The organism is Cupriavidus necator A5-1 (assembly GCF_000744095.1).
In the GTDB taxonomy this organism is placed as follows: domain Bacteria; phylum Pseudomonadota; class Gammaproteobacteria; order Burkholderiales; family Burkholderiaceae; genus Cupriavidus; species Cupriavidus necator_A.
In genome coordinates, this window is record NZ_JQLI01000008.1 from 1,964,013 (window position 1) to 1,987,727 (window position 23,715).

Annotated in this window: 24 protein-coding genes; 13 read left to right on the plus strand and 11 right to left on the minus strand. The window is 68.6% G+C overall.

What is annotated here, in order from left to right; translation table 11 throughout:
* Positions 1 to 68: 68 nt before the first annotated feature.
* From K307_RS33230 to K307_RS33250, 5 genes are all read right to left on the minus strand, one after another.
* The gene (locus K307_RS33230) at positions 69 to 1,442 is read right to left on the minus strand and encodes an MFS transporter (protein ID WP_196251630.1); all 1,374 of its coding nucleotides are present in this window, start codon (positions 1,440 to 1,442) and stop codon (positions 69 to 71) included.
* 131 nt (positions 1,443 to 1,573) lie between these two features.
* Positions 1,574 to 2,227 carry an aldolase gene (locus K307_RS33235; RefSeq protein WP_042885240.1) on the minus strand — a complete coding sequence of 218 codons (654 nt, stop codon included), beginning with the start codon at positions 2,225 to 2,227 and terminating at the stop codon, positions 1,574 to 1,576.
* Positions 2,227 to 3,525, minus strand: a complete 1,299-nt coding sequence (gene otnK, locus K307_RS33240) for a 3-oxo-tetronate kinase (RefSeq protein WP_042885241.1) — start codon at positions 3,523 to 3,525, stop codon at positions 2,227 to 2,229. The genes K307_RS33235 and otnK overlap by 1 nt, the downstream gene beginning before the upstream one ends.
* A 14-nt stretch (positions 3,526 to 3,539) precedes the next feature.
* The gene (ltnD, locus tag K307_RS33245) at positions 3,540 to 4,433 is read right to left on the minus strand and encodes an L-threonate dehydrogenase (RefSeq protein WP_042885242.1); all 894 of its coding nucleotides are present in this window, start codon (positions 4,431 to 4,433) and stop codon (positions 3,540 to 3,542) included.
* Between the two features lie 52 nt (positions 4,434 to 4,485).
* On the minus strand, positions 4,486 to 5,238 hold the full coding sequence (locus K307_RS33250) for a FadR/GntR family transcriptional regulator (protein ID WP_042885243.1): 753 nt from the start codon (positions 5,236 to 5,238) through the stop codon (positions 4,486 to 4,488).
* A 201-nt stretch (positions 5,239 to 5,439) separates the two neighbouring features.
* Between K307_RS33250 and K307_RS33255 the strand changes: the two genes are divergently transcribed.
* A complete protein-coding gene (locus K307_RS33255; protein ID WP_042885244.1) occupies positions 5,440 to 5,868 on the plus strand; it encodes a GNAT family N-acetyltransferase in 429 nt (142 codons plus the stop codon).
* A gap of 15 nt (positions 5,869 to 5,883) precedes the next feature.
* Here K307_RS33255 and K307_RS33260 read toward each other — a convergent pair whose 3' ends face one another.
* From K307_RS33260 to K307_RS33270, 3 genes are all read right to left on the minus strand, one after another.
* Positions 5,884 to 6,711 carry an NRDE family protein gene (locus tag K307_RS33260; RefSeq protein ID WP_042885245.1) on the minus strand — a complete coding sequence of 276 codons (828 nt, stop codon included), beginning with the start codon at positions 6,709 to 6,711 and terminating at the stop codon, positions 5,884 to 5,886.
* Between the two features lie 76 nt (positions 6,712 to 6,787).
* Positions 6,788 to 7,078, minus strand: coding sequence for a DUF4936 family protein (locus K307_RS33265; RefSeq protein WP_042885246.1), 291 nt, complete (start codon positions 7,076 to 7,078; stop codon positions 6,788 to 6,790).
* Positions 7,079 to 7,094: 16 nt separating this feature from the next.
* On the minus strand, positions 7,095 to 8,123 hold the full coding sequence (locus K307_RS33270; protein WP_155301312.1) for a YgfZ/GcvT domain-containing protein: 1,029 nt from the start codon (positions 8,121 to 8,123) through the stop codon (positions 7,095 to 7,097).
* A 223-nt stretch (positions 8,124 to 8,346) separates the two neighbouring features.
* Here K307_RS33270 and mltG point away from each other — a divergent pair, with 223 nt between their 5' ends.
* From mltG to K307_RS33310, 8 genes are all read left to right on the plus strand, one after another.
* Positions 8,347 to 9,342 (plus strand): endolytic transglycosylase MltG, encoded by a 996-nt coding sequence (mltG, locus tag K307_RS33275; protein ID WP_042885247.1) that lies wholly within the window; start codon positions 8,347 to 8,349, stop codon positions 9,340 to 9,342.
* A 7-nt stretch (positions 9,343 to 9,349) separates the two neighbouring features.
* Entirely contained in the window at positions 9,350 to 9,961 is a 612-nt protein-coding gene (tmk, locus tag K307_RS33280) for a dTMP kinase (protein WP_042885248.1), read from the plus strand.
* Between the two features lie 117 nt (positions 9,962 to 10,078).
* Complete coding sequence (locus tag K307_RS33285; RefSeq protein ID WP_042885249.1) at positions 10,079 to 11,092, plus strand: DNA polymerase III subunit delta'; 1,014 nt, start codon at positions 10,079 to 10,081, stop codon at positions 11,090 to 11,092.
* Between the two features lie 66 nt (positions 11,093 to 11,158).
* Positions 11,159 to 11,551, plus strand: a complete 393-nt coding sequence (locus tag K307_RS33290; RefSeq protein WP_022534618.1) for a PilZ domain-containing protein — start codon at positions 11,159 to 11,161, stop codon at positions 11,549 to 11,551.
* A gap of 37 nt (positions 11,552 to 11,588) precedes the next feature.
* The gene (locus K307_RS33295; protein WP_042885250.1) at positions 11,589 to 12,113 is read left to right on the plus strand and encodes a GNAT family N-acetyltransferase; all 525 of its coding nucleotides are present in this window, start codon (positions 11,589 to 11,591) and stop codon (positions 12,111 to 12,113) included.
* 46 nt (positions 12,114 to 12,159) lie between these two features.
* Positions 12,160 to 12,954 (plus strand): TatD family hydrolase, encoded by a 795-nt coding sequence (locus tag K307_RS33300; protein WP_042885251.1) that lies wholly within the window; start codon positions 12,160 to 12,162, stop codon positions 12,952 to 12,954.
* Complete coding sequence (locus K307_RS33305) at positions 12,947 to 13,714, plus strand: ankyrin repeat domain-containing protein (RefSeq protein ID WP_051975266.1); 768 nt, start codon at positions 12,947 to 12,949, stop codon at positions 13,712 to 13,714. The genes K307_RS33300 and K307_RS33305 overlap by 8 nt, the downstream gene beginning before the upstream one ends.
* 15 nt (positions 13,715 to 13,729) lie before the next feature.
* Positions 13,730 to 14,119 carry a YkvA family protein gene (locus K307_RS33310; RefSeq protein WP_042885252.1) on the plus strand — a complete coding sequence of 130 codons (390 nt, stop codon included), beginning with the start codon at positions 13,730 to 13,732 and terminating at the stop codon, positions 14,117 to 14,119.
* On the opposite strand, the gene egtB is transcribed toward K307_RS33310, so the two are convergent.
* Positions 14,116 to 15,405 (minus strand): ergothioneine biosynthesis protein EgtB, encoded by a 1,290-nt coding sequence (egtB, locus tag K307_RS33315; protein ID WP_042885253.1) that lies wholly within the window; start codon positions 15,403 to 15,405, stop codon positions 14,116 to 14,118. The genes K307_RS33310 and egtB overlap by 4 nt on opposite strands.
* Positions 15,406 to 15,600: 195 nt before the next feature.
* Positions 15,601 to 16,224 (minus strand): FMN-dependent NADH-azoreductase, encoded by a 624-nt coding sequence (locus K307_RS33320; protein WP_042885254.1) that lies wholly within the window; start codon positions 16,222 to 16,224, stop codon positions 15,601 to 15,603.
* Positions 16,225 to 16,394: 170 nt separating this feature from the next.
* Between K307_RS33320 and K307_RS33325 the strand changes: the two genes are divergently transcribed.
* The 3 genes from K307_RS33325 to K307_RS33335 all read left to right on the plus strand — a co-directional run bounded on the left by K307_RS33325 (position 16,395) and on the right by K307_RS33335 (position 18,669).
* Positions 16,395 to 17,342, plus strand: a complete 948-nt coding sequence (locus K307_RS33325) for a LysR family transcriptional regulator (RefSeq protein ID WP_042887701.1) — start codon at positions 16,395 to 16,397, stop codon at positions 17,340 to 17,342.
* A 213-nt stretch (positions 17,343 to 17,555) separates the two neighbouring features.
* Complete coding sequence (locus K307_RS33330) at positions 17,556 to 17,975, plus strand: DoxX family protein (RefSeq protein ID WP_042885255.1); 420 nt, start codon at positions 17,556 to 17,558, stop codon at positions 17,973 to 17,975.
* Positions 17,976 to 18,099: 124 nt separating this feature from the next.
* Positions 18,100 to 18,669, plus strand: coding sequence for a DUF4136 domain-containing protein (locus tag K307_RS33335; RefSeq protein ID WP_042885257.1), 570 nt, complete (start codon positions 18,100 to 18,102; stop codon positions 18,667 to 18,669).
* A gap of 18 nt (positions 18,670 to 18,687) precedes the next feature.
* Here the strand turns inward: K307_RS33335 and K307_RS33340 are convergent, their stop codons facing one another.
* Positions 18,688 to 19,908 (minus strand): EAL domain-containing protein, encoded by a 1,221-nt coding sequence (locus K307_RS33340; protein ID WP_042885258.1) that lies wholly within the window; start codon positions 19,906 to 19,908, stop codon positions 18,688 to 18,690.
* Positions 19,909 to 20,160: 252 nt separating this feature from the next.
* Here K307_RS33340 and K307_RS33345 point away from each other — a divergent pair, with 252 nt between their 5' ends.
* Positions 20,161 to 23,691 (plus strand): DNA translocase FtsK, encoded by a 3,531-nt coding sequence (locus tag K307_RS33345; protein ID WP_042885259.1) that lies wholly within the window; start codon positions 20,161 to 20,163, stop codon positions 23,689 to 23,691.
* Positions 23,692 to 23,715: the final 24 nt, after the last annotated feature.

Genomic DNA, 23,715 nt, shown 5'->3' on the forward strand with positions numbered 1-23,715 from the left:
GGGAACTCCAGAGCGAAAGCGTGAAAGCCGGCCCGGTCGAGGCTACGTCGAAAGCGGGCCAGCCAGGATCAGCGGTTGACCAGTTTAGCCGGCGTGAGCCACACCAGCACGGCGCCGACGACCAGGATCGCGGACAGCACATACATGGGCAGCTGCGTGCTTTGCGTCATGTCCTTCAGCGTGCCAACCATGTATGGCGACACGAAACCGGCCAGGTTGCCGACCGAATTCACCACGGCAATACCAGAAGCGGCGGCAATGCCCGAGAGGAACGAGGTTGGCAGCGACCAGAACAGCGGCGCGCAGGTCAGCACCCCGGCAGCGGCCAGCGACAGCGCGGCGATGGCCACCGTTGTATTGTTGGTGAACGAGGCAGCAATGGCAAAGCCCACGGCACCCATCAGTGCCGGCACGATCAGGTGCCAGCGGCGCTCGCGGCGGGCATCGGCGCTGTGTCCGAGGATGTTCATCACGACTACCGCGCAGATGAACGGGATGGCCGACAGCAGGCCGATGTTCAGGTTGCCCGTCACGCCGCTGGCCTTGACCAGCGTGGGCATCCAGAAGGTCAGCGCGTACTGGCCGGTAACGAAGCAAAAGTAGATCAGGCACATCCACCACACGCGGCGGTCGGCGAACACCGCGCCCAGCGAGTGGCCGTGCGCCTTGCCGGCGGCGGTGGCGGCGTTATGGGCGCTGCGCTGGTCTTCCTCGATATTGCGCTTGAGCACGCGCTTTTCATCGGCGTCGAGCCACGGCGCCTTGTCGATGCCGTCGCGCAGCACGAAGACCGTCACCACGCCGATCACAAACGCGGGCAGCGCCTCCAGCAGGAACATCCATTGCCAGCCGCGCAGGTCGTGCACGCCGTTGAAGGCGTCCATGATCCAGCCCGACAGCGGGTTGCCGAACATGCCCGCGATGGGGATGCCCGACATGAACAGCGCGATCATCTTGCCGCGGCGGTTGGCCGGGAACCAGTAGGTCAGGTACAGGATCACGCCGGGATAGAAGCCCGCTTCGGCCAGGCCGAGCAGGAAACGCATCACATAGAACTGGGTCGGCGTCTTCACGAACAGGAACAGCGCCGAGATGATGCCCCATGTGATCATGATGCGCGCGATCCAGATGCGCGCGCCGATGCGGTGCATCAGCAGGTTGCTGGGCACCTCGAACAGGAAGTAGCCGATAAAGAACAGGCCGGCGCCGAGGCCGAACACGGTCTCGGAGAAGGCCAGGTCCTGGCCCATCTGCAGCTTGGCGAAGCCGACGTTGACGCGGTCGAGGTAGGCGACCACGTAGCACAGCATCAGGAACGGCATGACGCGCCAGAACACCTTGCTGTAGGCGCGCTTTTCGATCTGGGCGTCGGTGTCGAGCCGGGCGTTGCCGCCCAGGGTGTCAAAGGCAGGCACGCTGGCCGCCGGTTGGTTTGGGTTCACGGTGGTCTCCGGGGTAGGTGGTGGGTCTGGTCTAGTGCGGCGGCGCGCGGAATGCAGGCATGCGCGTCCCCCGCACGGTGGCCGCAAGGCAACCGCGCCGGGTGAAGCCGTCGTTTATCGGGGATGCGGTGTTACCAGCGCGCCTGGAAGGCGTCGCGCAACTCAGCCAGTGCGCCGTCGGGCAGCGCCGCGCGGGCGGCGAAGCCCGGCGTGTCTTTCATCATCATCCATAGCTTGGCGGTCTCCTCCAGTTCTTCCAGCGCGAACGCGGCGCGCGAGACGCTGGATTCCCACACCACCGGGCCGAGGCGCTCCAGCAGCACGCCGCGCACCTGCGCGGCCAGCGTGGCCACGCGCGCAGCGACCGCCGGATCGCCCGGTCGATGGTAGGGAATCAGCGGGATATGGCCGACCTTCATCACGTAGTACGGCGTGAGCGGCGGCAGTACGTCGTCCGGTTGCCAGACACCGGCCAGCGTCAGGGCCACGAGGTGCGTCGAGTGCGTATGCACCACGGCGTGCGCCCCGGGGTTGTTGTCGTAGATCGCGCGATGCAGCGTGAGCGTCTTGGAAGGCTTGTCGCCCGACACCCAACTCCCGTCGGTAGCCACCTTGGCGACCGCGGCCGGGTCCAGCATGCCCAGGCAGGCGTCGGTAGGCGTGATTAGCCAGCCGTCATCGAGCCGCGCGCTGATATTGCCGGCCGAGCCGACGGTATAGCCGCGCTGGTAGAGGCTGGCGCCGATGCGGCAGATCTCTTCGCGCAGCTTGCTTTCGGTGCTCATCAGTGGCCTCCGAGCTGGCGCAGGGCTTCGTCGAAGAAGTCCGGGCCGCCGAAGTTGCCCGACTTGAGCGCCAGCGCCAGTGGCGTGGCACCAAGGGTGACCGTGGCCGGCACGCCCGGCGCGATCTGCGCGCCGATGCGCAGCGCGCGCACTCCCAGTGCCTGCACTACCGCGCCCGAGGTTTCGCCGCCGGCGACGACGAAGCGGCGCGTGCCGCGTGCCAGCAGCCCCGCGGCAACCGTGGCCAGGCACTGCTCGACCAGGTGGCCGGCGCGCTCCACGCCCAGCTCGGCCTGCACGGCCTTGACCTCGTCGGGGCTGGAGGTCGCGTAGATCAGCACCGGTTCGTCATGACTTTCGGCAAAGGCCAGCGCCGTGTCGGCCACGGCCGCGCCGCGCGCCAGCGCTAGTGGGTCGATGCGCAGCGCGGGGCGGCCTTGCTCCAGCCAGCGGGCCACCTGCCCGTTGGTCGCGCGCGAGGCGCTGCCGGCCAGCACCACGCCCGGGCCGTCGATGGCCGGGACCGAGGCCGCGTCGCCGCGCTGTGGCAGCAGGCCGGCGCGGCGGAAATTCTCGGGCAGTCCCAGCGCGATTCCGGAGCCGCCAGTAATCAGCGGCAGGTTGGCGCAGGCCTCGCCCAGCGTAAACAGGTCCGCGTCGGACACCGCATCGGCAATCGCCATGCGCGCGCCGTCGGTGCGCAGCGCGGCGATGCGGTCAGCGGTCGCCTGCGCGCCGCGCGCTACGGCGTCGTAGCGCAGCAGGCCGACCTTGTTCTTGCTCTGGCGCTGCAGCACGCGCACCAGGTTGGCGTCGGTCATCGGCGTGAGCGGATGGTGCTCCATGCCCGATTCGTTCAGCAGCACATCGCCCACGAACAGGTGGCCGCGGAAGATGGTGCGGCCGTTCTCGGGGAAGGCCGGGCAGGCAATGGTGAAATCGCTGTCCAGCGCGGCCAGCAGCGCGTCGGCCACCGGGCCAATATTGCCGGCGTCGGTCGAATCGAAGGTCGAGCAGTACTTGAACACGAACTGGCGGCAGCCCTGCGCGCGCAGCCAGTGCAGCGCGGCCAGCGACTGGGCCACGGCCTCGACGGCGGGGATGGTGCGGGACTTCAGCGCAACCACCAGCGCATCGGCTTCGCCGATATCCTGCACCGCGCCCACGTCGGGCAGGCCGATGGTCTGCACGGTGCGCATGCCGTTGCGCACCAGCGTGTTGGCGAGGTCGGTGGCGCCGGTGAAATCGTCGGCGATGCAGCCCAGCAGCGGGCGATGGGCGAGGGTGCCTGCAGTCATCTGCGCTTCCCCTCTTAGTCGGCCTTGCCCGGCAGCTCGATGCCCGGGAAGATCTTGATCACGGCCGAGTCGTCCTCGCCGCCGTGGCCGGCGGTGGAAGCCATCATGAACATCTGGTGCGCCGCGGCCGACAGCGGCAGCGGGAATTTGCTGTTGCGCGCCGTGTCGAGCACCATGCCCAGGTCCTTGACGAAGATGTCAACCGCGGACAGCGGCGTGTAGTCGCCCTTCAGGATATGCGGCACGCGGTTCTCGAACATCCACGAGTTGCCCGCGCTGTGCGTGATCACGTCATAGAGCGCATCCGGGTCCACGCCTTCGCGCAGGCCCAGCGCCATCGCCTCGGCGGCCGCGGCGATATGCACGCCGGCCAGCAGCTGGTTGATGATCTTGACCTTGGAGCCCGCGCCGTGCGCGGCGCCCAGGCGGTACACCTTGCCGGCGATGGCGGCCAGCACGTCCTCGGCCAGCGAGTAGGCCTCGGCCGGGCCGGAGGTCATCATGGTCATTTCGCCGCTGGCGGCGCGGGCGGCGCCGCCGGAGACCGGCGCGTCCAGCATCAGCAGGCCTTGTTCGGCCAGGCGACGGCCCAGCGTCTCGGCAAAGCCCGGCGGCACCGTGGCGCTGGCGATCACCAGCGTGCCCGGCTTCATCGCGGCCGCGGCACCGTTGGCGCCGAACAGCACGGCCTCGGTCTGCTGCGCGTTGACGACCAGGGTCAGCACCACATCGCAACGGCCGCCCAGTTCGGCGGGCGTGGCGCACGGCACGCCGCCGGCATCGGCAAAGCGCTGCAGCACTTCGGGCCGCAGGTCGCAGGCATGCACGTTGAAGCCGGCGCGCAGCAGCGACTGCGCGACACCGTAGCCCATGGCACCAAGGCCGATGACGCCGATATTCCTGGACATAAGGGGACTCCTGAATCAGATACGGGAAATGCGTTGGATGGTGTTGGCCGCGTCAGTTGGACGCGCCGCGGGCGCCGGCTTCATCGCCGGCCTCGCCGTTTTCGTCGGCGCCCAGCTGGGCCAGCCGGCGCGCGGCGTTGTACATATGGTTCTGCGCGGCATTGCGCGCGGCCAGCGGATCGCCGGCGCGGATCGCCGCGACGATGGCCTGGTGTTCCTCGCGCACCTGGCGCGAGAAGTCAGCGCGGCGCGCCTCGTTGGTCCGGGTCACGCGCGTGGCGGCTTCCAGGTACTGGCTAAGGAATTCCAGCGTCTTCAGGAAGTAGGGGTTGCCGGTGGCCCCCGCGATGGCGCGGTGGAAGGCCACGTCCGCGGACACGCCGTCGCCGCCTTGCCCGACTTCCTCGTCGAGGCGGGCGAGCGCGGCGTCGATCGCCGCCATCGACGCATCGGTGCGGCGCATGGCGGCCTGCGCGGCCACCTCGGCCTCGATCGCGCGGCGCAGTTCGACGATCTGCAGCACCGATTCCAGCGTGCCGGTATCGGTATAGTCGATGCGCAGCGGCCGGATGCCGGCCTGCAGCGTGACGAATACGCCGCTGCCCTGGCGCGACTCGACCACGCCTTCATACTTGAGCCGCGAGATCGCCTCGCGCACCACGGTGCGGCTGACACCGAACTCCTCCGACAGCACCGCCTCGGTCGGCAGCTTGTCGCCGCGGGCAAAGGCGCCGCTCTGGATCTTGTCCAGCAACTGTTCGGCGACGTTGTCGGTCAGGGCACGGGCAGGGACTTTCTGGAACACGGAAGTCTCCGGGTCATTGGGTAATAAGGTCATCATACAAATTTGCTAAGGGGATGCCTCCCCGGGCAAACCCTAGTCTGGTGCGGGAAATGCCGTCTTTGATCCACTTTGGTGCGATATACGCCCCCCGCATCACTGGCGTATCATGAGCGCCCGCCCGGATTTCGGGCGCTGCCATTTAACCAGCCTGATTGCATCGCCATGCCAGCCACCGTCCTGATCTGCCCCTGGTCCGAAGCCCGCGAACGCGCACGCGCCATTCGCTACACTGTCTTCGTCGAAGAGCAGGGCGTGCCGGTGGAACTGGAGTGGGATGAGTGGGACGAGCCGAGCTGGCACGCGCTGGCGCTGGCCGCGGACGGCACGCCTGTCGCCACCGGGCGGTTGCTGCCAGACGGCCATATCGGCCGCATGGCCGTGCTGGCAAGTGCACGCGGCACCGGCGTCGGGGCGCTGGTATTAAAAGCGCTGATGGCGAAGGCGGAGCAGCTCGGCTATCCGGAACTGGTGCTCAACGCGCAGACCCATGCTGCGCCGTTCTATGCGCGCGTGGGCTTTGCGCAGGTCGGGGAGGAATTCGAAGAGGCCGGCATCCCGCATATCGAGATGCGCAAGCGGCTGGCGGACTGAGGTACGCCCAGGCAATCAGCGCGGCGCCTGCACGATGCCGGTGTCGCGCGACAGGTTCAGCTTGCCGTGGTAGGTGACGTCGCCCGCGCGCCCGCCGGCGTCGAAGCTGCGCTCGCTCAAGTCGAAGCGGCCGTCGTGGCGCACGCGCAGCACCGTGCTGGCACGCGTGCCATACATTGGCGAGCGGATAAACGCTGACGACAGCAGCTTTTCCCATTCCGGCGCGACGCCCGTCGAGGGCAGCTCGAAATCCGCCGCCTGGCGTTCGTCGGCCAGCAACTTCAGATAAGGCTCGGCGCTGGCGTTGGCCTGGCCGCTGTCGGCCGCCAGTACCTCGGCCAGCGCGCCCACGCGGCTGCGCACCTTGGGCCAGGGCGTGTCGAGCAAGGCATTGGACAGCCCGTACAGGCCCGGGCGCAGCCGTTGCGGCTGGCGTGAGGCCGAGCGGTTGCTGTACCACCAGAGCTCGCGCAGGTCGCTGGCCAGCAGGTTGAAGCCGTTGTAGCAGCCGTCTTCGCCGGCCAGCCCGTCGAGGTAGTCGAACGGGGCCTCATGGCCGCGCAGGAAGCCGGCTACCAGCTCGCCGCGCGAGCGGGCATCGGTGCGTTTCTCGGAAGGGGCGCGGTAATTGGTCAGCGCGGCAAAGCGGCCGTCGGCATTGACACCCATCCAGGTGCCGGGCTCGCCGATGACTTCCGCCAGGTCGCGCCCGGCCAGCACGTGCGGCGCTTCCTGCCACCAGTGCGCGGCCGCCGCGGGGCGGGCATAGAATTCATCGCGGTTGCCGGCGACGACCAAGGCATAGTCGGGGTGGGATTGCCAGGCAACCAGGATCAGACACATCGCTTTGCTTCCTTTCCCGCCGGGACACTGCTGCGCAATAGCCCGGCGTACTTCGCATCATCGGCAGCCCGGACGCCTACAGCACGTCCAGGTCGATAAAGTGTTCGGCCCGCCGCTCGCCGTCCACCCACTGGTCCAGCCCGCTCTGGCGCCACAGGCCTTCCAGCGTGGCATCGAAGGCGGGCGGCACGTCGGCGTAGCACTCCATCCAGGTCTGCACGCCGGCGCGGGTTTCGGGCCTGCGCATCAGCGTACCACCAATTCCGGTAGCCTCGGCAACCGTCTCCATCCAGCGGTGCCAGTGCGGCAACGCCTCGGCGGCGACGGCCTCGGGCACGCGGAAATAGACGTACAGATGGTCGCTCATGGCAGGTCCTGTCGGTTCAGCCGGCGGCCGGGGCGGCTTCGCCGAGCGGTACTTCGTAAGGCAAGGCCGCGGTCGCCAGCGTGGCGCCTTCGGCGCTACCCAGGCGCAGCGCCGACGTGGCGGCACCGACGGCCGCGTCGATCTTCAGCTCAGCCAGTCCGGCCCAGCCACCCTGCGGCGCGGGTGCGGCGTTGACGATCATGCCGCACGGCTGGCCCGGGTCTTCCGGCCGGAAGATCTCGGCCGCGGGCGCCGGCACCTCGCCTTCGCCCTGCACCAGCCACATGCGGCGCTTGAGCGTGCCGCGGTACTGGCTGCGCGCCACCACTTCCTGGCCGGGATAGCAGCCCTTGCGGAAATTGACGCCGCCCACCAGCTCGTAGTTGATCATCTGCGGCACGAACTGTTCCTGCGTGGCCAGGACAATGCGGGGCAGGCCGGACTGCACTTCGAGCCAGTCCCAGAACGACGGCGGGGCGCTTTGCAGCGTGGCCGTCAGCGCGGCGCGCACGGCCTCGGCCTTGTCGGCCGGCAGCACGATCTGCCAGCGCGGCTGGCCGGCGGCATCGGGCAGGCGGATCACGGTCGTGCCGTCGGCGCTCACTGCAGAGAAGGCCGCATCCGGCACGGGCAGGCCGGCAGTTTCCAGCGCCTTGGCCGCGCCGGTCCCGGCAACCCCGAGGATCGCGCTGGCCGGGGTGATATCGCTGAGCTTGGCCTTGGAGCGCAGCACGAACATCGACAGGCGCTTCTGCACCGCCGGCTGGATATCGGTCGACAGCTGCAGCACGATGCCTTCGGCATCACGCCACATCAGGAAGGTGGCGAGCAGGCGCCCCTTGGGCGAGCAGTAGCCGGCCAGGCGCGCGGTGCCCGGCTCCAGGTCTTCGACCGCATTGGTCAGCTGGGTATGCAGGAAGCTGGCGGCATCGTCGCCGGCCACGCGGATCAGTCCGAGCCCGGCGGGGGCGCAGACGATTCCGCCTGCCTGCAGGGCATCATGGCTGGCGGCGAGTTCCGGGGCTTGGGCATTCATCACTGGCATTGCGTGGCAATCGTCAAGGCAAAACGGGAGAGGGAAGGCAACCGATCGTGCAAGCTTCACGGCGTGCTCGGAGCGGCGCCGGAGCCGCTGCACAGGGTCGGTGCGAGGCTGCCGGTTATTATATGGGGCTATGAGATTTTCGACCTGCGCCGGCAGTACGTGGCGGTAAGCGGCGGTGCGCAAGCCCACCGTTGCCCGGTCAGCCGCCCCCAACTCCTGATACATGAAACGTTTCTTCCTTCGCCTGGGACTTGCCGTGCTGGTGTTTGCGCTGGCAGCCGTCGGCGCGTTCGCGTGGTGGGCCAATCACCCGCTGACTCTCAAAAACTCGCCGGTGGAAGTGGTGATCAAGCCCAATTCCGGCGTCGCCAGCGTCGGCCGCCAGATCCAGCGCGGCGGCGTCGGCATGGACCCGCGGCTGTTCATGCTGCTGGTGCGCCTGACCGGGCACGGCCCCGACCTGAAGGCCGGCGGTTATGAGTTCGAGACGGGCGCCACGCCAATGTCGATCATCGGCAAGCTGGCGCGCGGCGAGGTCACGCACTACGTGGTCACCGTGATCGAGGGCTGGGAATTCCGCAAGATGCGCGCCGCCGTGGACGCCAGCCCGGCGCTGCGGCACGACACCCAGGGCATGTCCGACGCGGAGCTGATGAAGGCGATCGGCGCGGCCGAGACCGCGCCCGAGGGGCTGTTCTTCCCTGACACCTACCTGTTCGCGCGTGGCAGCAGCGATATCGAGCTGTACAAGCACGCCTACCGCGCCATGCAGCGCCGCCTGAACGAAGCCTGGAACGCGCGCGCCCCAGACTTGCCGTACAAGACCCCGTACGAGGCGCTGGTGATGGCATCGATCGTCGAGAAGGAAACCGGCCAGGCCGCCGAGCGCCCGATGATCGCCGCCGTATTCATCAACCGGCTGCGCAAGAACATGATGCTGCAGACCGACCCGACCGTGATCTACGGCCTGGGCGAGACCTTCGACGGCGACCTGCGCAAGCGCGACCTGCAGGCCGACACCCCGTACAATACGTACACCCGCACCGGCCTGCCGCCCACGCCGATTGCGCTCCCGGGGCTGGCCTCGCTGGCGGCGGCCACCGCGCCGGCGCCGTCCGACGCGCTGTACTTCGTCGCCCGCGGCGACGGCAGCAGCCATTTCTCCAACTCGCTTCCCGAACACAACCGCGCGGTCGACAAGTACCAGCGCGGCAAATAGGCATTCCATGCGCGGAAAATTCATCACTTTCGAAGGCATCGATGGCGCCGGCAAGAGCACCCATATCGACTGGGTGGCGGAACGCCTGCGCGCGCGCAGCGGCGTCCCTGCCGTGGTCACCACCCGCGAGCCGGGCGGCACTCCGCTGGGCGAGGACCTGCGGCAGATCCTGCTGCATCGCAAGATGCACCTGGAAACCGAGGCGCTGCTGATGTTCGCGGCCCGGCGCGAGCATATCGCCGAGGTCATCGCGCCCGCGCTGGAGCGGGGCGACTGGGTGATTTCCGACCGCTTCACCGATGCCACCTTCGCCTACCAGGGCGGGGGCAGGGGCTTGTCGACGCAGCGGCTCGAAGTGCTGGAGGACTGGGTGCAGGACGGCCTGCAGCCGGACCTGACGCTGCTGTTCGACGTGCCGCTGGAAACCGCCAGCGAGCGGCTGGCCGGGGCGCGCTCGCCGGACAAGTTCGAGGCCGAGTCCCGCGCTTTCTTCCACCGTACCCGCGACGAGTACCTGCGCCGGGCCGCGCAGTCGCCGCAGCGTTTCCGCGTGATCGACGCCACCCGCAGCATCGAGCAGATTCGCGAAGAACTCGAGGCTATCATTGCAACGCTTTGATTTTGTGCCGATATAGGTTTGCCGTGATATCGCCGCGATCCGCGCTGATGCGAAATCCGCAAAACGGCTCATATCTCGGGTAAAGGCTTAAATTTTGTTGCTAACCTACTGATTCGCATGCTCTATCCCTGGCAGAAGGAAGACTGGCAACGGCTCGGCGCGCTGCGCGAACGGCTGCCGCATGCCTTGCTGATCCATGGCCAGCAAGGCATCGGCAAGCGCGACCTGGCGCTGCATTTCGCGCAAGGCCTGCTGTGCGAGGCGCCGCTGCCCGACGGCCAGCCCTGCGGCCAGTGCCCCGCCTGCCACTGGTTCAGCCAGGGCAACCACCCGGATTTCACCGTGGTGCGGCCCGAGGCGCTGGACGCTTCGGCCGACCCCGAGACCGACGAAGGTGGCAAGAAGAAGGCGCCCAGCAAGATCATCCGCATGGAGCAGGTGCGCGCGCTGATCGAGGCCGTGGGCGTGGGCACGCACCGGGCCGGGCTGCGCGTGGTGGTGGTGTACCCGCTCGATGCGTTGCAGGCCGAGGGCGCCAACGCGCTGCTCAAGACGCTGGAAGAACCGCCGCCGTCCACCGTATTCCTGCTGGTGACCGACCGGCTCGACCGCATCCTGCCGACTATCCTGTCGCGCTGCCGCCAGTTCTCGGCCCAGCGCCCGACGCCGGAGGCCGCGCTGGCCTGGCTGCGCGGGCAGGGCGTGGCGGACGCGGAGGCCCAGCTGGCCCAGGCCGGCGGCTCGCCGCTGACCGCGCTGCACGCGGCCGAGGCCGAGGAGCAGCCGCTGCAGCGCTGGCTGGTCGGGCAACTGGGTGCGGGCGCGGCCTTTGACGCCTCCGCGGCGGCCGAGCAACTGCAGAAACTACCGGTGCCCGCCGTGCTTGGCATCCTGCAGCGCTGGACGTACGATCTGCTGATGCTGCGCCTGGATGGCGGCGACGGCACCGCGCCGAGGTACTTCCCCAAGGAACGTGCCGCGCTGGCGCGCTGCGCCGGGACCAGCGACGCGCACCGGCTGCAGGCCTACGCGACGCGGCTGACCGCGCATCGCCGCAGCGAGAACCATCCGCTGGCGGCCCGGCTGGTGATGGAGGCGGTATTCCTGGAATACCGCCAGCTGTTCCGGTAGCGCAGCAAGGATTCAGAACAAAACCATAACAACAAGCAGCACCGATAGTCATTCAGGGGGTCAACCATGAACACAGCAGTTGCCGGCGCATCGCCGGAAGCGCCTACTGGCAGCGGGGCGGCATCGCGCCCCAATGTCCTGTCCCTGTCGATCAAGGACCAGGCCGGGCTCTATGCGGCCTATATGCCGTTCCTGGCGCGCGGCGGCATCTTCGTGCCGTCGAACCGGCCGTTCCGGCTGGGCGAGCAGGTGTTCCTGGTACTGTCGCTGCTGGACCGGCCGCAGAAATACCAGATCGCGGGCCATGTGGCCTGGATCACCCCGGCGGGCACGCCGATGAAGACCCCCGGCGTCGGCGTGCATTTCCCCGACGACGACAACGGGCGCAACCTGCGCCGCGCGGTGGAGGAGATCCTGGGCAAGACGCTGGAGTCCGGGCGCCCCACGCAAACCTTATGAACGTTGCGAAGTTGTTGTCGCAATATTTTGATTTTCAATGAATTCTTCTGCATTCTCCCTGCGCATTGCCGAACCCCGCGACCTGCCGGGCATCGTTGCCATCTATAACAGCACCGTGCCATCGCGCATGGTCACCGCCGATACCGAGCCGGTCACCGTGGCCTCGCGCCAGGCCTGGTTCGACGCGCACCAGCCCGGACGCCGGCCGCTGTGGGTTTGCGAGGACGCCGACGGCCAGATGGCCGGCTGGATGAGCTTCTCTGACTTCTATGGCCGCCCGGCCTATGGCGGCACCGCCGAGGTGTCGATCTACCTGGACGCGCAGCGCCGCGGCCAGGGGCTGGGCCGCTACCTGCTGCATCAGGCCATCGAACACGCGCCCCGGGTCGGCGTGAACACGCTGCTCGGCTTTATCTTTGGCCACAATGCGCCCAGCCTGGGCTTGTTCGAGGCGATGGGCTTCACGCGCTGGGGCGACCTGCCGCGCGTGGCCGTGCTCGACGGCGTCGAGCGCGACCTGATCATCCTCGGTCGCCGCGTGGACGGCGCCGAGCGGGCCTGAATCGGGCCTGAACCGGGCCTGTGCGCCCCCGCAAAAGAGATTTCCCATGTTTGTTGATTCCCACTGCCATATCGATTTCCCCGAGCTGGCCGCGCGGCTGCCGGAGCTGCTGGAGAACATGCGCGCCAACCAGGTCACGCATGCGCTGTGCATCTGCGTCACGCTGGAAGACTTCCCGCGCGTGCTGGCGCTGGCCGAGCAGCATCCCAACCTGTACGCGTCGGTGGGTGTCCATCCGGACTACGAGGAAGGCGAGGACCCGACGCTCGAGCGCCTGGTGGAACTGTCCGCCCACCCGCGCGTGGTCGGCACCGGCGAAACCGGGCTGGACTACTACCGCCTGAACGGCCGCACCATCGCCGAGATGGAATGGCAGCGCGAGCGCTTCCGCACCCATATCCGCGCGGCGAAGCAGACCGGCAAGCCGCTGATCATCCATACCCGCTCATCGGCCGAGGACACGCTGCGCCTGATGCGCGAAGAGAACGCACGCGAAGCCGGCGGCGTGATGCACTGCTTTACCGAGACCTGGGACGTCGCGCGCCAGGCGCTGGACGAGGGCTTCCATATCTCGTTCTCCGGCATCGTCACCTTCAAGAGCGCGGCTGACCTGCAGGAGACCGCGCGCAAGGTACCGCTGGACCGGATGCTGATCGAGACCGATTCGCCCTACCTGGCGCCGGTGCCGTACCGCGGCAAGACCAACGAACCGGCCTGGGTGCGGCATGTGGGCGAGTTTATCGCCCAGCTGCGCGGGGTGCCGGTGGAGCAGGTAGCCGAGCAGACTACCGAAAACTTCTTCAATCTTTTCAAGCATATCGACAGGAATTCTCATGTTTGACATGAAGTTTGTCCGCCGTGCCGCCGGCGTCGCGGTGCTGGCCGCCGCCACGCTGGCGCAGGCCGCGCCCGCCGACGACATGCGCAAGGCCGTCGAATTCGACGACGCCAACACCGTCAAGAAGCTGCTGGCCAAAGGCGTCGATCCCAACGTGGTGGACAGCCGCGGCAACCCGGCGCTGGTGCTGGCGCTGCGCGAGAAATCGCTGAAGGCGGCCACGGTGCTGATCCGCGCCAAGGATATCGACTTCGACAAGGCCAACCCGGCCGGCGAGACGCCGCTGATGATGGCGGCGCTGCAGGGCCAGCTCGACATGGTCAAGCTGATGGTCGACGACATGGAGGCCGAGATCAACAAGACCGGCTGGACGCCGTTGCACTACGCGGCCACCAATGGCCACAACAACGTGGTCAAGTACCTGGTCGACCATGCCGCCTATATCGATGCCGAAAGCCCCAACGGCACCACGCCGCTGATGATGGCCGCGCGCGCGGGCCATATCGAGACCGTCAAGCTGCTGCTGGACGAGGGCGCCGACATGCGCCTGAAGAACCAGCAGGGCATGACCGTGATCGACTTTGCCGAGCGCTACAACCAGGCCGAGATCGCCAAGGGCCTGAAGGCCCGCTGGCAGAAGCTGTACCCGCAGACGCCGATCGTGGCGGCGCCGCCACTGAAGGCGCCCACCGGCGAGCCGGGCGGGCAGCAGCCCGCGGCGCAGCAACCCGCGGCGCAGCAGCCCAAGACCAAGGGCTGGTAAGCGCGGAGCCCGGCGATGGCCGTCGGCGCACACCTGCGCCAGTGGGCGCGCGGGCTCAAGGCGAGCCTGCTGACGCTGTGGTTCTGCAGCCGCCACCCCGGTACGCCCCGGGCGGCGCGGCTGCTGGGCGCGCTGGTGGTGGCCTATGCCTTCAGCCCGATCGACCTGATCCCGGATTTCATCCCGGTGCTGGGCTATGTCGATGACGTGCTGCTGGTACCGCTGGGCATCTGGCTGACGTTGCGGATGGTTCCGGTGGCGGTGAAGGATGAATGCCGCAGCCGGGCCGATGCATGGCAGGCGACGCATGCAAAACGGCCGCGCAATCGCGCGGCCGCCGTGGTCATCGTGCTGGTGTGGGTAGTGCTGGCCTGGCTGGCGTGGCGCTGGCTGGCGCCCGCCTAGACATCGTCCGCCAGCCGCACCCCGGTGAACTGCCAGCGCTGGTGCGGATAGAAGAAGTTGCGGTACGTCGCCCGGATATGCGATTCCGGCGTGACGCACGACCCGCCGCGCAGCACCATCTGGCCGCTCATGAACTTGCCGTTGTACTCGCCCACCGCGCCCGCCCTGGGGCGGAAGCCCGGGTATGGCAGGAAAGCACTGCCGGTCCATTCCCACACATCGCCGAACATCTGGCGCAGCACGCCCGAGGTGCTCTGCCGGTCCGGCAGCGGCCGCAGCGCGCGCCCCTCGACAAAATTCCCCGTCGCCGGCAGGCTGCGCGCCGCATGCTCCCATTCCGCCTCGGTCGGCAGCCGGCGTTCGGCCCAGCGCGCAAAGGCCTCCGCCTCGTAGAAGCTGACATGCGTCACCGGGCTGTCCGGGTCGACCGGATGCATGCCGCGCAGCGTCATCTGCCACCAGGTGCCTTCGCGCGCCTCCCAGTAGAGCGGGGCCTGGATGCCTTGCTCGCACACCCAGCGCCAGCCGTCCGACAGCCACAGGCCCCCGGTCTGGTAGCCGCCGTCCTCGATAAACTCGAACCATTGCCGGTTGCTGACCGGATGCGAGCACAGCAGGAACGGCTGCAGGTAGACCTTGTGGCGCGGCCCTTCGCAGTCGAAAGCAAAGTCCTCGCCGCCATGGCCGATCTCGACCACGCCGCCGTCAAAGCCGATCCAGTCCGGCGCGGGCCGCGGGTCGGCGATCACCGGCGCGGTCAGCTCCGGCGCGAAGGCGGGGCGCAGCGGGTTCTGCGCGAACAGGTGCAGGATGTCGGTCAGCAGCAGTTCCTGGTGCTGCTGTTCATGTTGCAGGCCGAGCGTGATCAGCGCCGCTTCATCGTCGGTCTGGGCCTTGCCCAGCAGCGACATCATCGAATCGTCCACGCCCTCGCGGTAGGCCAGCACCTCGTCCAGCGAGGGGCGGCTGAGCAGCCCGCGCTGCGGGCGCGGGTGGCGCGGGCCGACGGCCTCGTAGTAGGAGTTGAACAGGTAGCGGTAGTCCGGGTCCACCGGCTCGTAATCGGGGATGCGGGCGGCCAGCACGAATTCCTCGAAGAACCACGTGGTATGCGCCAGGTGCCACTTTGCCGGGCTGGCGTCGTCCATCGACTGCACGGTGGCATCGGCATCGGACAGGTCGGCCACCATCGCTTCGGTGGCGGCGCGTACATGGCGATACTGCGAAAGCAGGGCGGGTTCGTGCGGGGGATGGACGGCGGCGGCGGGCAACAGGGCTGAAGTCATGCGGGCTCCCGGAGGTGGATCGGTCGATGACTGCAGGCGGCCTGCCAGCCCGGGCTTGCGCCCTGCGCCAGCGCGCCGCCCATGGCACGCGGGGCGCCGTAGCGCCCCGATCCATCATAGACCTGATCTGTCCCCGGAGCGAGCCGGCGCCGTCCTACAGCGCCGGCCGCTAGCGGGGCAGCCCGTCAACCGCGATCAGGCGGCGGCCAGGCGGCTGGCGTCGTTCAGCGCCGCGATCTCGGTGCGGGCGCTGGCCAGGCCGGCTTCGCGGAACTGCGGACCCATGGCCAGGCCGTGGGCGCGCACGTAGGTGATGTCGGTGATGCCGAGGAAGCGGAACACCACGTCGACAGTCTTCTCGTGCAGGTCCAGCTCATTGGCATCTTGGCGCACGCCGCCGCGCGACGACACCACGATCAGGCGCTTGCCGCCGGCCAGGCCCACCGGGCCGTTCTCGGTGTACGTGAAGGTGCGGCCGGCTTGCGCAATGCGGTCAATCCAGGCCTTGAGCTGGCTTGGGATGCCGAAGTTGTACTGCGGCACGCCCACCACCAGCACGTCGGCGGCCAGGAACTCAGCCAGCCATTGCTCGGTGCGCTGCAGCTCGGCTTCCTGCGCGGCGTTCAGGCCGTCCTTGGGGCCGCCCAGCACGGGCAGCAGGTTGCCCGACAGGTGCGCCGGCGCGTCCGTGTCCAGGTCACGCACGGTCACGGTGGCGCCCGGGTTGGCGGCGACCAGGTCGGCCACCACGCTGGCGGTCAGGCTGCGCGAAACGGAGTTGTCGCCGAGGACGCTGGAATCGATCTGCAGGATGTTCATGTCTTTCTCCACAAGGGGCGGTTGCGATGGATGAAAGATACTGGCTGGCCATTGGTATCGGTAGTGAGGCAAAATGCAAAGGATTGTTCTACCGATGCAACGCCAATCTGGCGGGTATTACGGCCATCCTCCTGCCAGACAAGCCCTGCGCGGTGATCCCGGAGCCTTTCATGCAAGACCTTAACGACCTGTCCCTGTTCGCCCAGGTGGTCGAACACGGCAGCTTTTCCGCCGCCAGCCGCGCCACCGGCGTGCCCAAGTCGCGGTTGAGCCGGCGCATTGCCCAGCTCGAGCGTGACCTGGGTGTGCAGCTGTTGCGCCGAACCACGCGCCAGGTGCGCGTGACGCCGCTTGGCGAGTCCTTCTACGAACGCTGCCGCGCCATGCTCAACGAGGCCGAGGCCGCCCGCGAAGTCATCGAGCAGGCGCGCGAACAGCCCGGCGGCGACCTGCGGGTGAGCTGCCCGGTTGGCGTCGCCCAGAACCTGCTGGCGCCGGCCATCGGCCTGTTCATGCGCGCCAACCCGGCGGTGCGGATCGAACTCGAAGCCACCAACCGGCGCGTGGACGTGATCGGCGAGGGCTTCGACGTGGCGCTGCGTGTGCGCGACGTGATGGAAGACTCCAGCCTGGTGGTGCGCACCTTCGGCGAAAGCCAGGTGATGCTGGTGGCCAGCCCCGCGCTGCTCGACAGCATCGGCCGGCCGCGCACCGCGCAGGCGCTGGACGGCATGCCGGGCGTGGGCCAGAAGCCGCACGACGGCAAGCATGTCTGGACGCTGCGCAGCAAGACCGGCGAATCGGTCCAGATCGCCTACGACCCGCGCCTGATCACCGATGAATTCGCGCTGCTGCGCGAGGCGGCGATCGCCGGCGTCGGCGTCGCGATGCTGCCGCGCATGTATTGCCGCGAGGCGCTGGAGAACGGCGAGCTGGAGCTGGTGCTGCCGCAGTACGAGATGCCGGTCGGCACGCTGCACGCGGTGTTCCCGTCGCGCAAGGGCGTGACGCCGGCCACCCGGCGCTTCCTGGATTTTCTCGGCGAAGTCCTGCCCGAGTGTGTGCAAAAGGTCGGCATGCACGAGCCGCGGCAGCCGGCAATGCATCGGGTGGTGTAGCGCGACGCATGGCGCGGCGGCATTGGCAAGGTGGTGCCCTCGCCGCATCCGGGGAAGCGCTTGTCTGATCCCTGCGGCTTTACCTTCACGCCGCCTCGCACTAAGGTACATGGGCGGACGCTGCGCGTGAGGGTAAAGGCGCATGGCTGTGGCCATTACCGGCCAGAGCCTGTCCCGCTGGATTTCGGCATTTAACTCGGCAAGGAGAATGGCATGGGTGGCTCTCAGGGTTCCCAGGACTTGGGCAAGGCGCTGCTGCGCATCGTGCTTGGCGCGCTGATCCTGCTGCACGGGATCGCCAAGCTGACTGGCGCATCCGGCATCGGCTTCGTGGCGAAGGTGGCCGCGGGCGCGGGGCTGCCGGAATGGGTTGCCTACGGTGTCTATATTGGGGAAGTGGTGGCGCCGATCCTGCTGATCATCGGGTTGTGGAGCCGGCTGGCGGCGGTGATCGTCGCCATCAACATGCTGTTTGCGCTGGCGCTGGTGCACAGCAAGCAGTTCGGCATGCTGGCCGATACCGGCGGCTGGGCGCTGGAGCTGCAGGGCATGTATCTGGGCGCGGCCCTGGCAGTGGCACTGCTGGGCGCCGGCCGGCTCAGCGTGGGTGGTCTCAACGGCAAGCTGAACTAGTCCGCCGGCTTGCCGCAGTCCACGGCGCCGCAGCGCGTCCCGGCGCCGCCGACGATGACGGACTGAAGATGACGGACTGCAAGGGCTGCGCCCGCGCGCGGGTGCGGCCTCACGGGGGTGTATCGTGAAATCCTTCCGGCTGTTGTGCCCGGCGCTGGCCGTGGCGGTACTGACCCTGGCGGGCTGTGCCAGCGTGCCCGACATCAAGACCGACTACAGCCGCACCACCAACTTCAGCGCCTACCGCAGCTTCGGCTTTGTCGACAACCCCGGCACCGACCGGCAGGGCTACGAAAGCCTGACCACCCAGTACCTGAAGTCCGCCGTGCATCGTGAGATGGACGCGCGCGGCTACCGCTACGCGGCGCAGTCGCCCGACCTGCTGGTCAACTTCAATACGCAGCTGCAGGAGAAGGTGCAGGTCAGCCCGTCGCCGGCGCCGATGATGGGCTACTACGGCTATCGAGGCGGCCTCTATGCGCCCTGGCCCGGCTACGGCTTCTACAACGACGTCTACACCTACACCGAAGGCACGCTCAATATCGACCTGGTCGACCGCAGGGAAAAGAAGCTGGTGTGGGAAGGCGTGGCGGTGGGCAGCGTCAATGCGCGCGACCAGGCCAACGCGCAGCAGCGTATTGACAAGGTGGTGGCGCAGATCTTCGCCAAGTACCCGTTCCGCGCCGGGCAGTAGCGACGGGCTTGCTACCGGCTAGGCCGGCGGCACCGCGCGGTCGATGGCATCGGCGACGAAGGCCTCCACCGGCTTGGGCGCCGACCACAGGTAGCCCTGGCCAAGGGGGCAGCGCAGCGCCACCAGCGCGCCGCGCTGCGCGTCGGTCTCGACGCCTTCGGCCACGCATTCCAGCCCCAGGTCCAGGGCCATGCCGATCATGCTGCGGCAGATGGCGGCGCGCGGGCCGGGGCGGTCGATCTCGGCCACGAAGGAACGGTCGAGCTTCAGCTGCGTGAAGGGCAGGTCCGCCAGCAGCTTGAGCGTGGCGATGCCGACCCCGAAATCGTCGATGGCCACGCCGTAGCCCATCAGCCGCAGTCGGTTCATGGCGACCGACAGCGCCAGCGGGTCGGGCACCGGGTGGCCTTCGGTCAGTTCCACCGTCAGCGTCTGGCGCGGCACGCCGCTGATGCCCACCAGCGCGTCGAACTGCTCCACCACGCCGGGCCGGCACAGGGTTTGTGCCGAGGCATTGATGCTCAGCGGGATCTCGATGCCCGCCGCGCGCAGGCGCTGCTGCGCCTGCAGGCATTGCTGCGCGACGAAGAAGAACACCGGGTCGGCCGCGTCCAGCGCTTCCAGCCGCGGGATAAACTGGTCCGGCTGCATCAGCCCGTGCCCGGGATGGCGCCAGCGCACCAGCGCCTCGGCCCCGGCCAGCCGGCCGCTGGCGATGTCGTGCTGGGATTGCAGCATGACCAGCAGCCCGTCGCCGGAGCGCGCGGCGGCGAGCAGCTCGGCGTCGTCGGGCGACCGGGCGGGCGCGGCCGCCGCGCCGGCGGGTTCGTGCACCAGCGCGCCGGAAAGGATCTCTTCCACCGCATCGCGCGACAGCGGCTTGCGCAGCGCATGCACGCGCGCGATGCCGGCGGCATGCGCGAGCCCGCGGTTCGATTCCAGGATGTCTTCGGTCAGCGCCGTGACCCATACCCACGTTGGCGGCGTCCCGGCAAAGGCGCGCGGGCCGCGCGCATGCAGCTCGGCAATCAGCTCGGGGCCGTTGCCGCCGGGCATCTCGATATCGCAGAACACCACGTCAAAGCGCTCCCGGCCGAGGATCTCGGCCGCCTGCGTGCCGTTTTCCGCGGACACCACCGCCTGCACGCCCAGTTGGTGCAGCAGCCCTTCGGCCACGACCCGCTGGAGCGGATGGTCTTCAACGACGAGGATGCGCAGGCTGGCGTAGCGGATCGGCATGGGGAGGGCGGGCACCGGGGCGCGCTGGAATGCGGTTGTGGTGTGGTCGCGTGTAGTCGGACGCGGGGATTGCCCCATGGTAGCGCCGCACGGCGGAGCGAACCATCGACTGGCGCCGGGTTTGTCATGCTGCCTCGTGGAAAACACGCATCAGATGCACGGCGTTACGAATATTTGCGCTTTCCGACCCAATGGCTGCCTGCCATAACCGCTACAATCGCTGCCCGTAGTTTTGAACATGGCATGTCGATAATGGGTTTTGGCTGGTTCGGATTCTCGACCTTCTGGGTAGTGCCGCTGCTGTGGCGGCTGGTCTCGCGCTGGCTTGCCGGCGAGCGCCGGCTCGCGGGGCCGGGCTCGCTGCGCGTGTGGCTCGGCACGCTGGCGGTGCTGTGCGCCAGCGCCAGCCTGGAGGCGCTCACCGCAGGCGGCGATCCGGAATCGAGCGCCGGCGGCTCGGCCGGCCGCGCGCTGGCCGGCATGATGGGCAACCTGTTCGGCTGGACCGGTGCGCTGCTGCTGATGCTGGGCGTGCTGGCGCTGGCCGCGCCGATGGTGTTCGGCGAGACCTGGCGCGGCCTGTTCTCGCGTAAGCCGCGCCGCACGCCGGCTGCCGATGCCGCGCCGGACGAAGCGCCGGCGGTGTTCGCCGCTACGCAACCGCTGCGCGAGACCGAGCGCCGGGATACCACCGTAGTCGGCAATGCCGGCTGGACTGCTCCGACCCCGCGCCACCGCAGCTTCGAAGCCGTGTCCGCACGCCGCCAGCCCGCCTGGCAGCCGCCGCGCCGCACGCGCGAATCCCCGCCGCAGCCGGGCGAGATCTGGCTGCACCATGCCGATTCTCCCGGGGCGACGAAGCCGGCGCGTGCGTCGTCGCCTGTGCCGCCTGTGCCGCCCGCGCCAGCGGCACCAGCACCGCGCCCCGCGCCGCCGGCGGCGCGCAAGCCTGTCAATACCGCCACGCCGGCACCCGCGGCGGCGTCGCGGCCGGCGCAAGCGCTGCGCGCGACTGTCGTCAGCAGCCCGTTCCGCCAGCCGCGGCCGCTGGATCGTGCGGCAATCACGACGCTGCCGGAGGCTGCCGGCAAGACGGCTACGGCGACCGTTGCAGCGGCTGCAGTAGCGGCACCGGCTGCGGTGGCATCCGTCGCGCCTGCGCCGGTTGCGGCAACCGTGGCTGCGACCGAGCCGGTGGCCGCCCCGGCACCGTCTGTTGCAATTTGTGAAGCCGAGGCGAGTGCCATCGCAGCGCCGGCCCAGCCCGGTTCCGCAGTGGGCGCGGTGGACGCTGCGGCTGAAGCGGACGATGCGCCGGACGCCAGCGCCGACGAGGCCGACGAAGTCACGCTGGCCGCCATCCGCCAGGAAGCGCTGGACCTGCTGGCCGAACTACAGGCCTTGTCGCGCAAGTCGGCAGTGCCCCAGCCTGTTCCGATGCCGGAAGCTGCGATCGAACCGGAGCCGGTAACCGCCGCCACCACGGAGACGGCTGCCGATATTCCCGCCGATCCGGAACTTGCCGTGCCCGACAGCATCGCCCTGCAAGCCGAAGCCGAAGCCGAAGCCGAAGCCGAAGCCGAAGCCGAAGCCGAAGCCGAAGCCGAAGCCGAAGCCGAAGCCGAAGCCGAAGCCGAAGCCGAAGCCGAAGCCGAAGCCGAAGCCGAAGCCGAAGCCGAAGCCGAAGCCGAAGCCGAAGCCGAAGCCGAAGCCGAAGCCGAAGCCGAAGCCGAAGCCGAAGCCGAAGCCGAAGCCGAAGCCGAAGCCGAAGGCCAGGTAGAGACAGTTCGGGCAGAGCCGGTACCCGTACAGGAGGACGTGCTCGAAGTCCCTGAGGCCCAGGCTGAGATCACTGGTGCCGAGGCCGTGGCGCAAGCCGTGGCCACCTCCGCGATGGCGGAGGAGGGGAGTGCGCCGGAGCCCTTCGTGGCGCAGGCAGCCGCCGACGGCGATGCCGAGGCGCTGGTGGATGCCAACGGGCTGGTCGGCGAGGATGCCTATGCCGATTCCGAAACCACGGCAGCGCCGGCCGAATCTGCTGAATCTGACGAAGGCGTCGAAATAGCGCAAGCTGCCGAAGTAGCCGAAGCCGCGCAAGCAGCAGAACCCGTCGAAACGATCGAGGACATCGAAGCTGCCGAAGCCATCGAACCTCCAGCCAACATTGCGCCCGCGGCCCCGGCAGCCAAGCCTCGCATCGTGCTGCCCGCCGTGGTCGGCCGCACCGTGCCGCTGGCCGCCGCCCAGCCCGCGGCAGTTCCCGCGCCGGCCCCGGTACCGCCAGCAGCGCGCCCCATCGTCGACTACCGCCTGCCGCCCTTCGACCTGCTCGAAAGCGAAGTCGACAGCGCCGAGCAGGTTTCAGAAGAACGCCTGCGCGAAACCGGCGAACTGATCGCCCAGCGGCTGGCCGAGTTCAAGGTGCCCGTCGCCGTGGTCGGCGCCGGCGCCGGCCCGGTAATCACGCGCTTCGAGGTCGAGCCCGCGATGGGCGTGCGCGGCGCGCAGGTGGTCGGGCTGATGAAGGACCTGGCGCGCGCGCTGGGCGTGACTTCGATCCGCGTGGTCGAGACCATTCCCGGCAAGACCTGCATGGGGCTGGAGCTGCCCAATGCGCGCCGGCAGATGATCCGCCTGTCCGAGATTGTCAACGCGGCCTCGTTCCAGGCCCACCATTCGCGGCTGGTGCTGGCGATGGGCAAGGACATCACCGGCAACCCGGTCGTCACCGACCTGGCGCGCGCACCGCATCTGCTGGTGGCCGGCACCACCGGCTCGGGCAAGTCGGTGGCGGTCAATGCCATGATCCTGTCGATGCTGTACAAGGCCACGCCGGAAGACGTGCGCCTGATCATGATCGACCCCAAGATGCTGGAGCTGTCGGTCTACGAAGGCATCCCGCACCTGCTGGCGCCGGTGGTCACCGACATGAAGCAGGCCGCGCACGCGCTCAACTGGTGCGTTGGCGAGATGGAGAAGCGCTACAAGCTGATGTCCGCGCTGGGTGTGCGCAACCTCGCCGGCTACAACCAGAAGATTCGCGCCGCCGAGGCCGCGGAGCAGAAGGTGCCCAACCCGTTCTCGCTGACCCCGGACGCGCCCGAGCCGCTGTCGCGGCTGCCCATGATCGTGGTGGTGATCGACGAGCTGGCCGACCTGATGATGGTCGCCGGCAAGAAGATCGAAGAACTGATCGCGCGGCTGGCGCAGAAGGCGCGTGCCGCCGGCATCCACCTGATCCTGGCCACGCAGCGTCCGTCGGTGGACGTGATCACCGGCCTGATCAAGGCCAATATCCCGACGCGGGTGGCGTTCCAGGTTTCGTCCAAGATCGACTCGCGCACCATCCTCGACCAGATGGGCGCGGAAAGCTTGCTCGGCCAGGGCGACATGCTGTTCCTGCCGCCGGGCACCGGCTATCCGCAGCGCGTGCATGGCGCCTTTGTCGCCGACGACGAAGTGCACCGCGTGGTCGAGCACTGGAAGCAGTTCGGCGAGCCGGACTACGATGAAGCCATCCTCGCCGGCGATCCGGCCGAGGCCAGCGGCGCCGACCTGTTTGGCGACGGCGGCGGCGATGGCGAGGCCGACCCGCTCTACGACGAGGCCGCCAGCTTCGTGCTGACCAGCCGCCGCGCCTCGATCTCGGCGGTGCAGCGCCAGCTGCGCATCGGCTACAACCGTGCGGCGCGGCTGATCGAACAGATGGAAGTTGCGGGGCTGGTGTCGCCGATGGGCCGCAACGGCGCGCGCGATGTGCTGGCGCCTGGGCCGGGCGACTGAGGTTCCGGCACCACGACCTTCGGG

What these genes read in the sequence shown, in the direction of transcription:
- K307_RS33235 (WP_042885240.1), bottom strand. Translation starts at nt 2,227, where the DNA reads ATGAGCACCGAAAGCAAGCTGCGCGAAGAGATCTGCCGCATCGGCGCC.
- otnK (WP_042885241.1), bottom strand. Translation starts at nt 3,525, where the DNA reads ATGACTGCAGGCACCCTCGCCCATCGCCCGCTGCTGGGCTGCATCGCC.
- ltnD (WP_042885242.1), bottom strand. Translation starts at nt 4,433, where the DNA reads ATGTCCAGGAATATCGGCGTCATCGGCCTTGGTGCCATGGGCTACGGT.
- K307_RS33255 (WP_042885244.1), top strand. Translation starts at nt 5,440, where the DNA reads ATGCCAGCCACCGTCCTGATCTGCCCCTGGTCCGAAGCCCGCGAACGC.
- K307_RS33260 (WP_042885245.1), bottom strand. Translation starts at nt 6,711, where the DNA reads ATGTGTCTGATCCTGGTTGCCTGGCAATCCCACCCCGACTATGCCTTG.
- K307_RS33265 (WP_042885246.1), bottom strand. Translation starts at nt 7,078, where the DNA reads ATGAGCGACCATCTGTACGTCTATTTCCGCGTGCCCGAGGCCGTCGCC.
- K307_RS33270 (WP_155301312.1), bottom strand. Translation starts at nt 8,123, where the DNA reads ATGCCAGTGATGAATGCCCAAGCCCCGGAACTCGCCGCCAGCCATGAT.
- mltG (WP_042885247.1), top strand. Translation starts at nt 8,347, where the DNA reads ATGAAACGTTTCTTCCTTCGCCTGGGACTTGCCGTGCTGGTGTTTGCG.
- tmk (WP_042885248.1), top strand. Translation starts at nt 9,350, where the DNA reads ATGCGCGGAAAATTCATCACTTTCGAAGGCATCGATGGCGCCGGCAAG.
- K307_RS33285 (WP_042885249.1), top strand. Translation starts at nt 10,079, where the DNA reads ATGCTCTATCCCTGGCAGAAGGAAGACTGGCAACGGCTCGGCGCGCTG.
- K307_RS33290 (WP_022534618.1), top strand. Translation starts at nt 11,159, where the DNA reads ATGAACACAGCAGTTGCCGGCGCATCGCCGGAAGCGCCTACTGGCAGC.
- K307_RS33295 (WP_042885250.1), top strand. Translation starts at nt 11,589, where the DNA reads ATGAATTCTTCTGCATTCTCCCTGCGCATTGCCGAACCCCGCGACCTG.
- K307_RS33300 (WP_042885251.1), top strand. Translation starts at nt 12,160, where the DNA reads ATGTTTGTTGATTCCCACTGCCATATCGATTTCCCCGAGCTGGCCGCG.
- K307_RS33305 (WP_051975266.1), top strand. Translation starts at nt 12,947, where the DNA reads ATGTTTGACATGAAGTTTGTCCGCCGTGCCGCCGGCGTCGCGGTGCTG.
- K307_RS33310 (WP_042885252.1), top strand. Translation starts at nt 13,730, where the DNA reads ATGGCCGTCGGCGCACACCTGCGCCAGTGGGCGCGCGGGCTCAAGGCG.
- egtB (WP_042885253.1), bottom strand. Translation starts at nt 15,405, where the DNA reads ATGACTTCAGCCCTGTTGCCCGCCGCCGCCGTCCATCCCCCGCACGAA.
- K307_RS33320 (WP_042885254.1), bottom strand. Translation starts at nt 16,224, where the DNA reads ATGAACATCCTGCAGATCGATTCCAGCGTCCTCGGCGACAACTCCGTT.
- K307_RS33325 (WP_042887701.1), top strand. Translation starts at nt 16,395, where the DNA reads ATGCAAGACCTTAACGACCTGTCCCTGTTCGCCCAGGTGGTCGAACAC.
- K307_RS33330 (WP_042885255.1), top strand. Translation starts at nt 17,556, where the DNA reads ATGGGTGGCTCTCAGGGTTCCCAGGACTTGGGCAAGGCGCTGCTGCGC.
- K307_RS33340 (WP_042885258.1), bottom strand. Translation starts at nt 19,908, where the DNA reads ATGCCGATCCGCTACGCCAGCCTGCGCATCCTCGTCGTTGAAGACCAT.
- K307_RS33345 (WP_042885259.1), top strand. Translation starts at nt 20,161, where the DNA reads ATGGGTTTTGGCTGGTTCGGATTCTCGACCTTCTGGGTAGTGCCGCTG.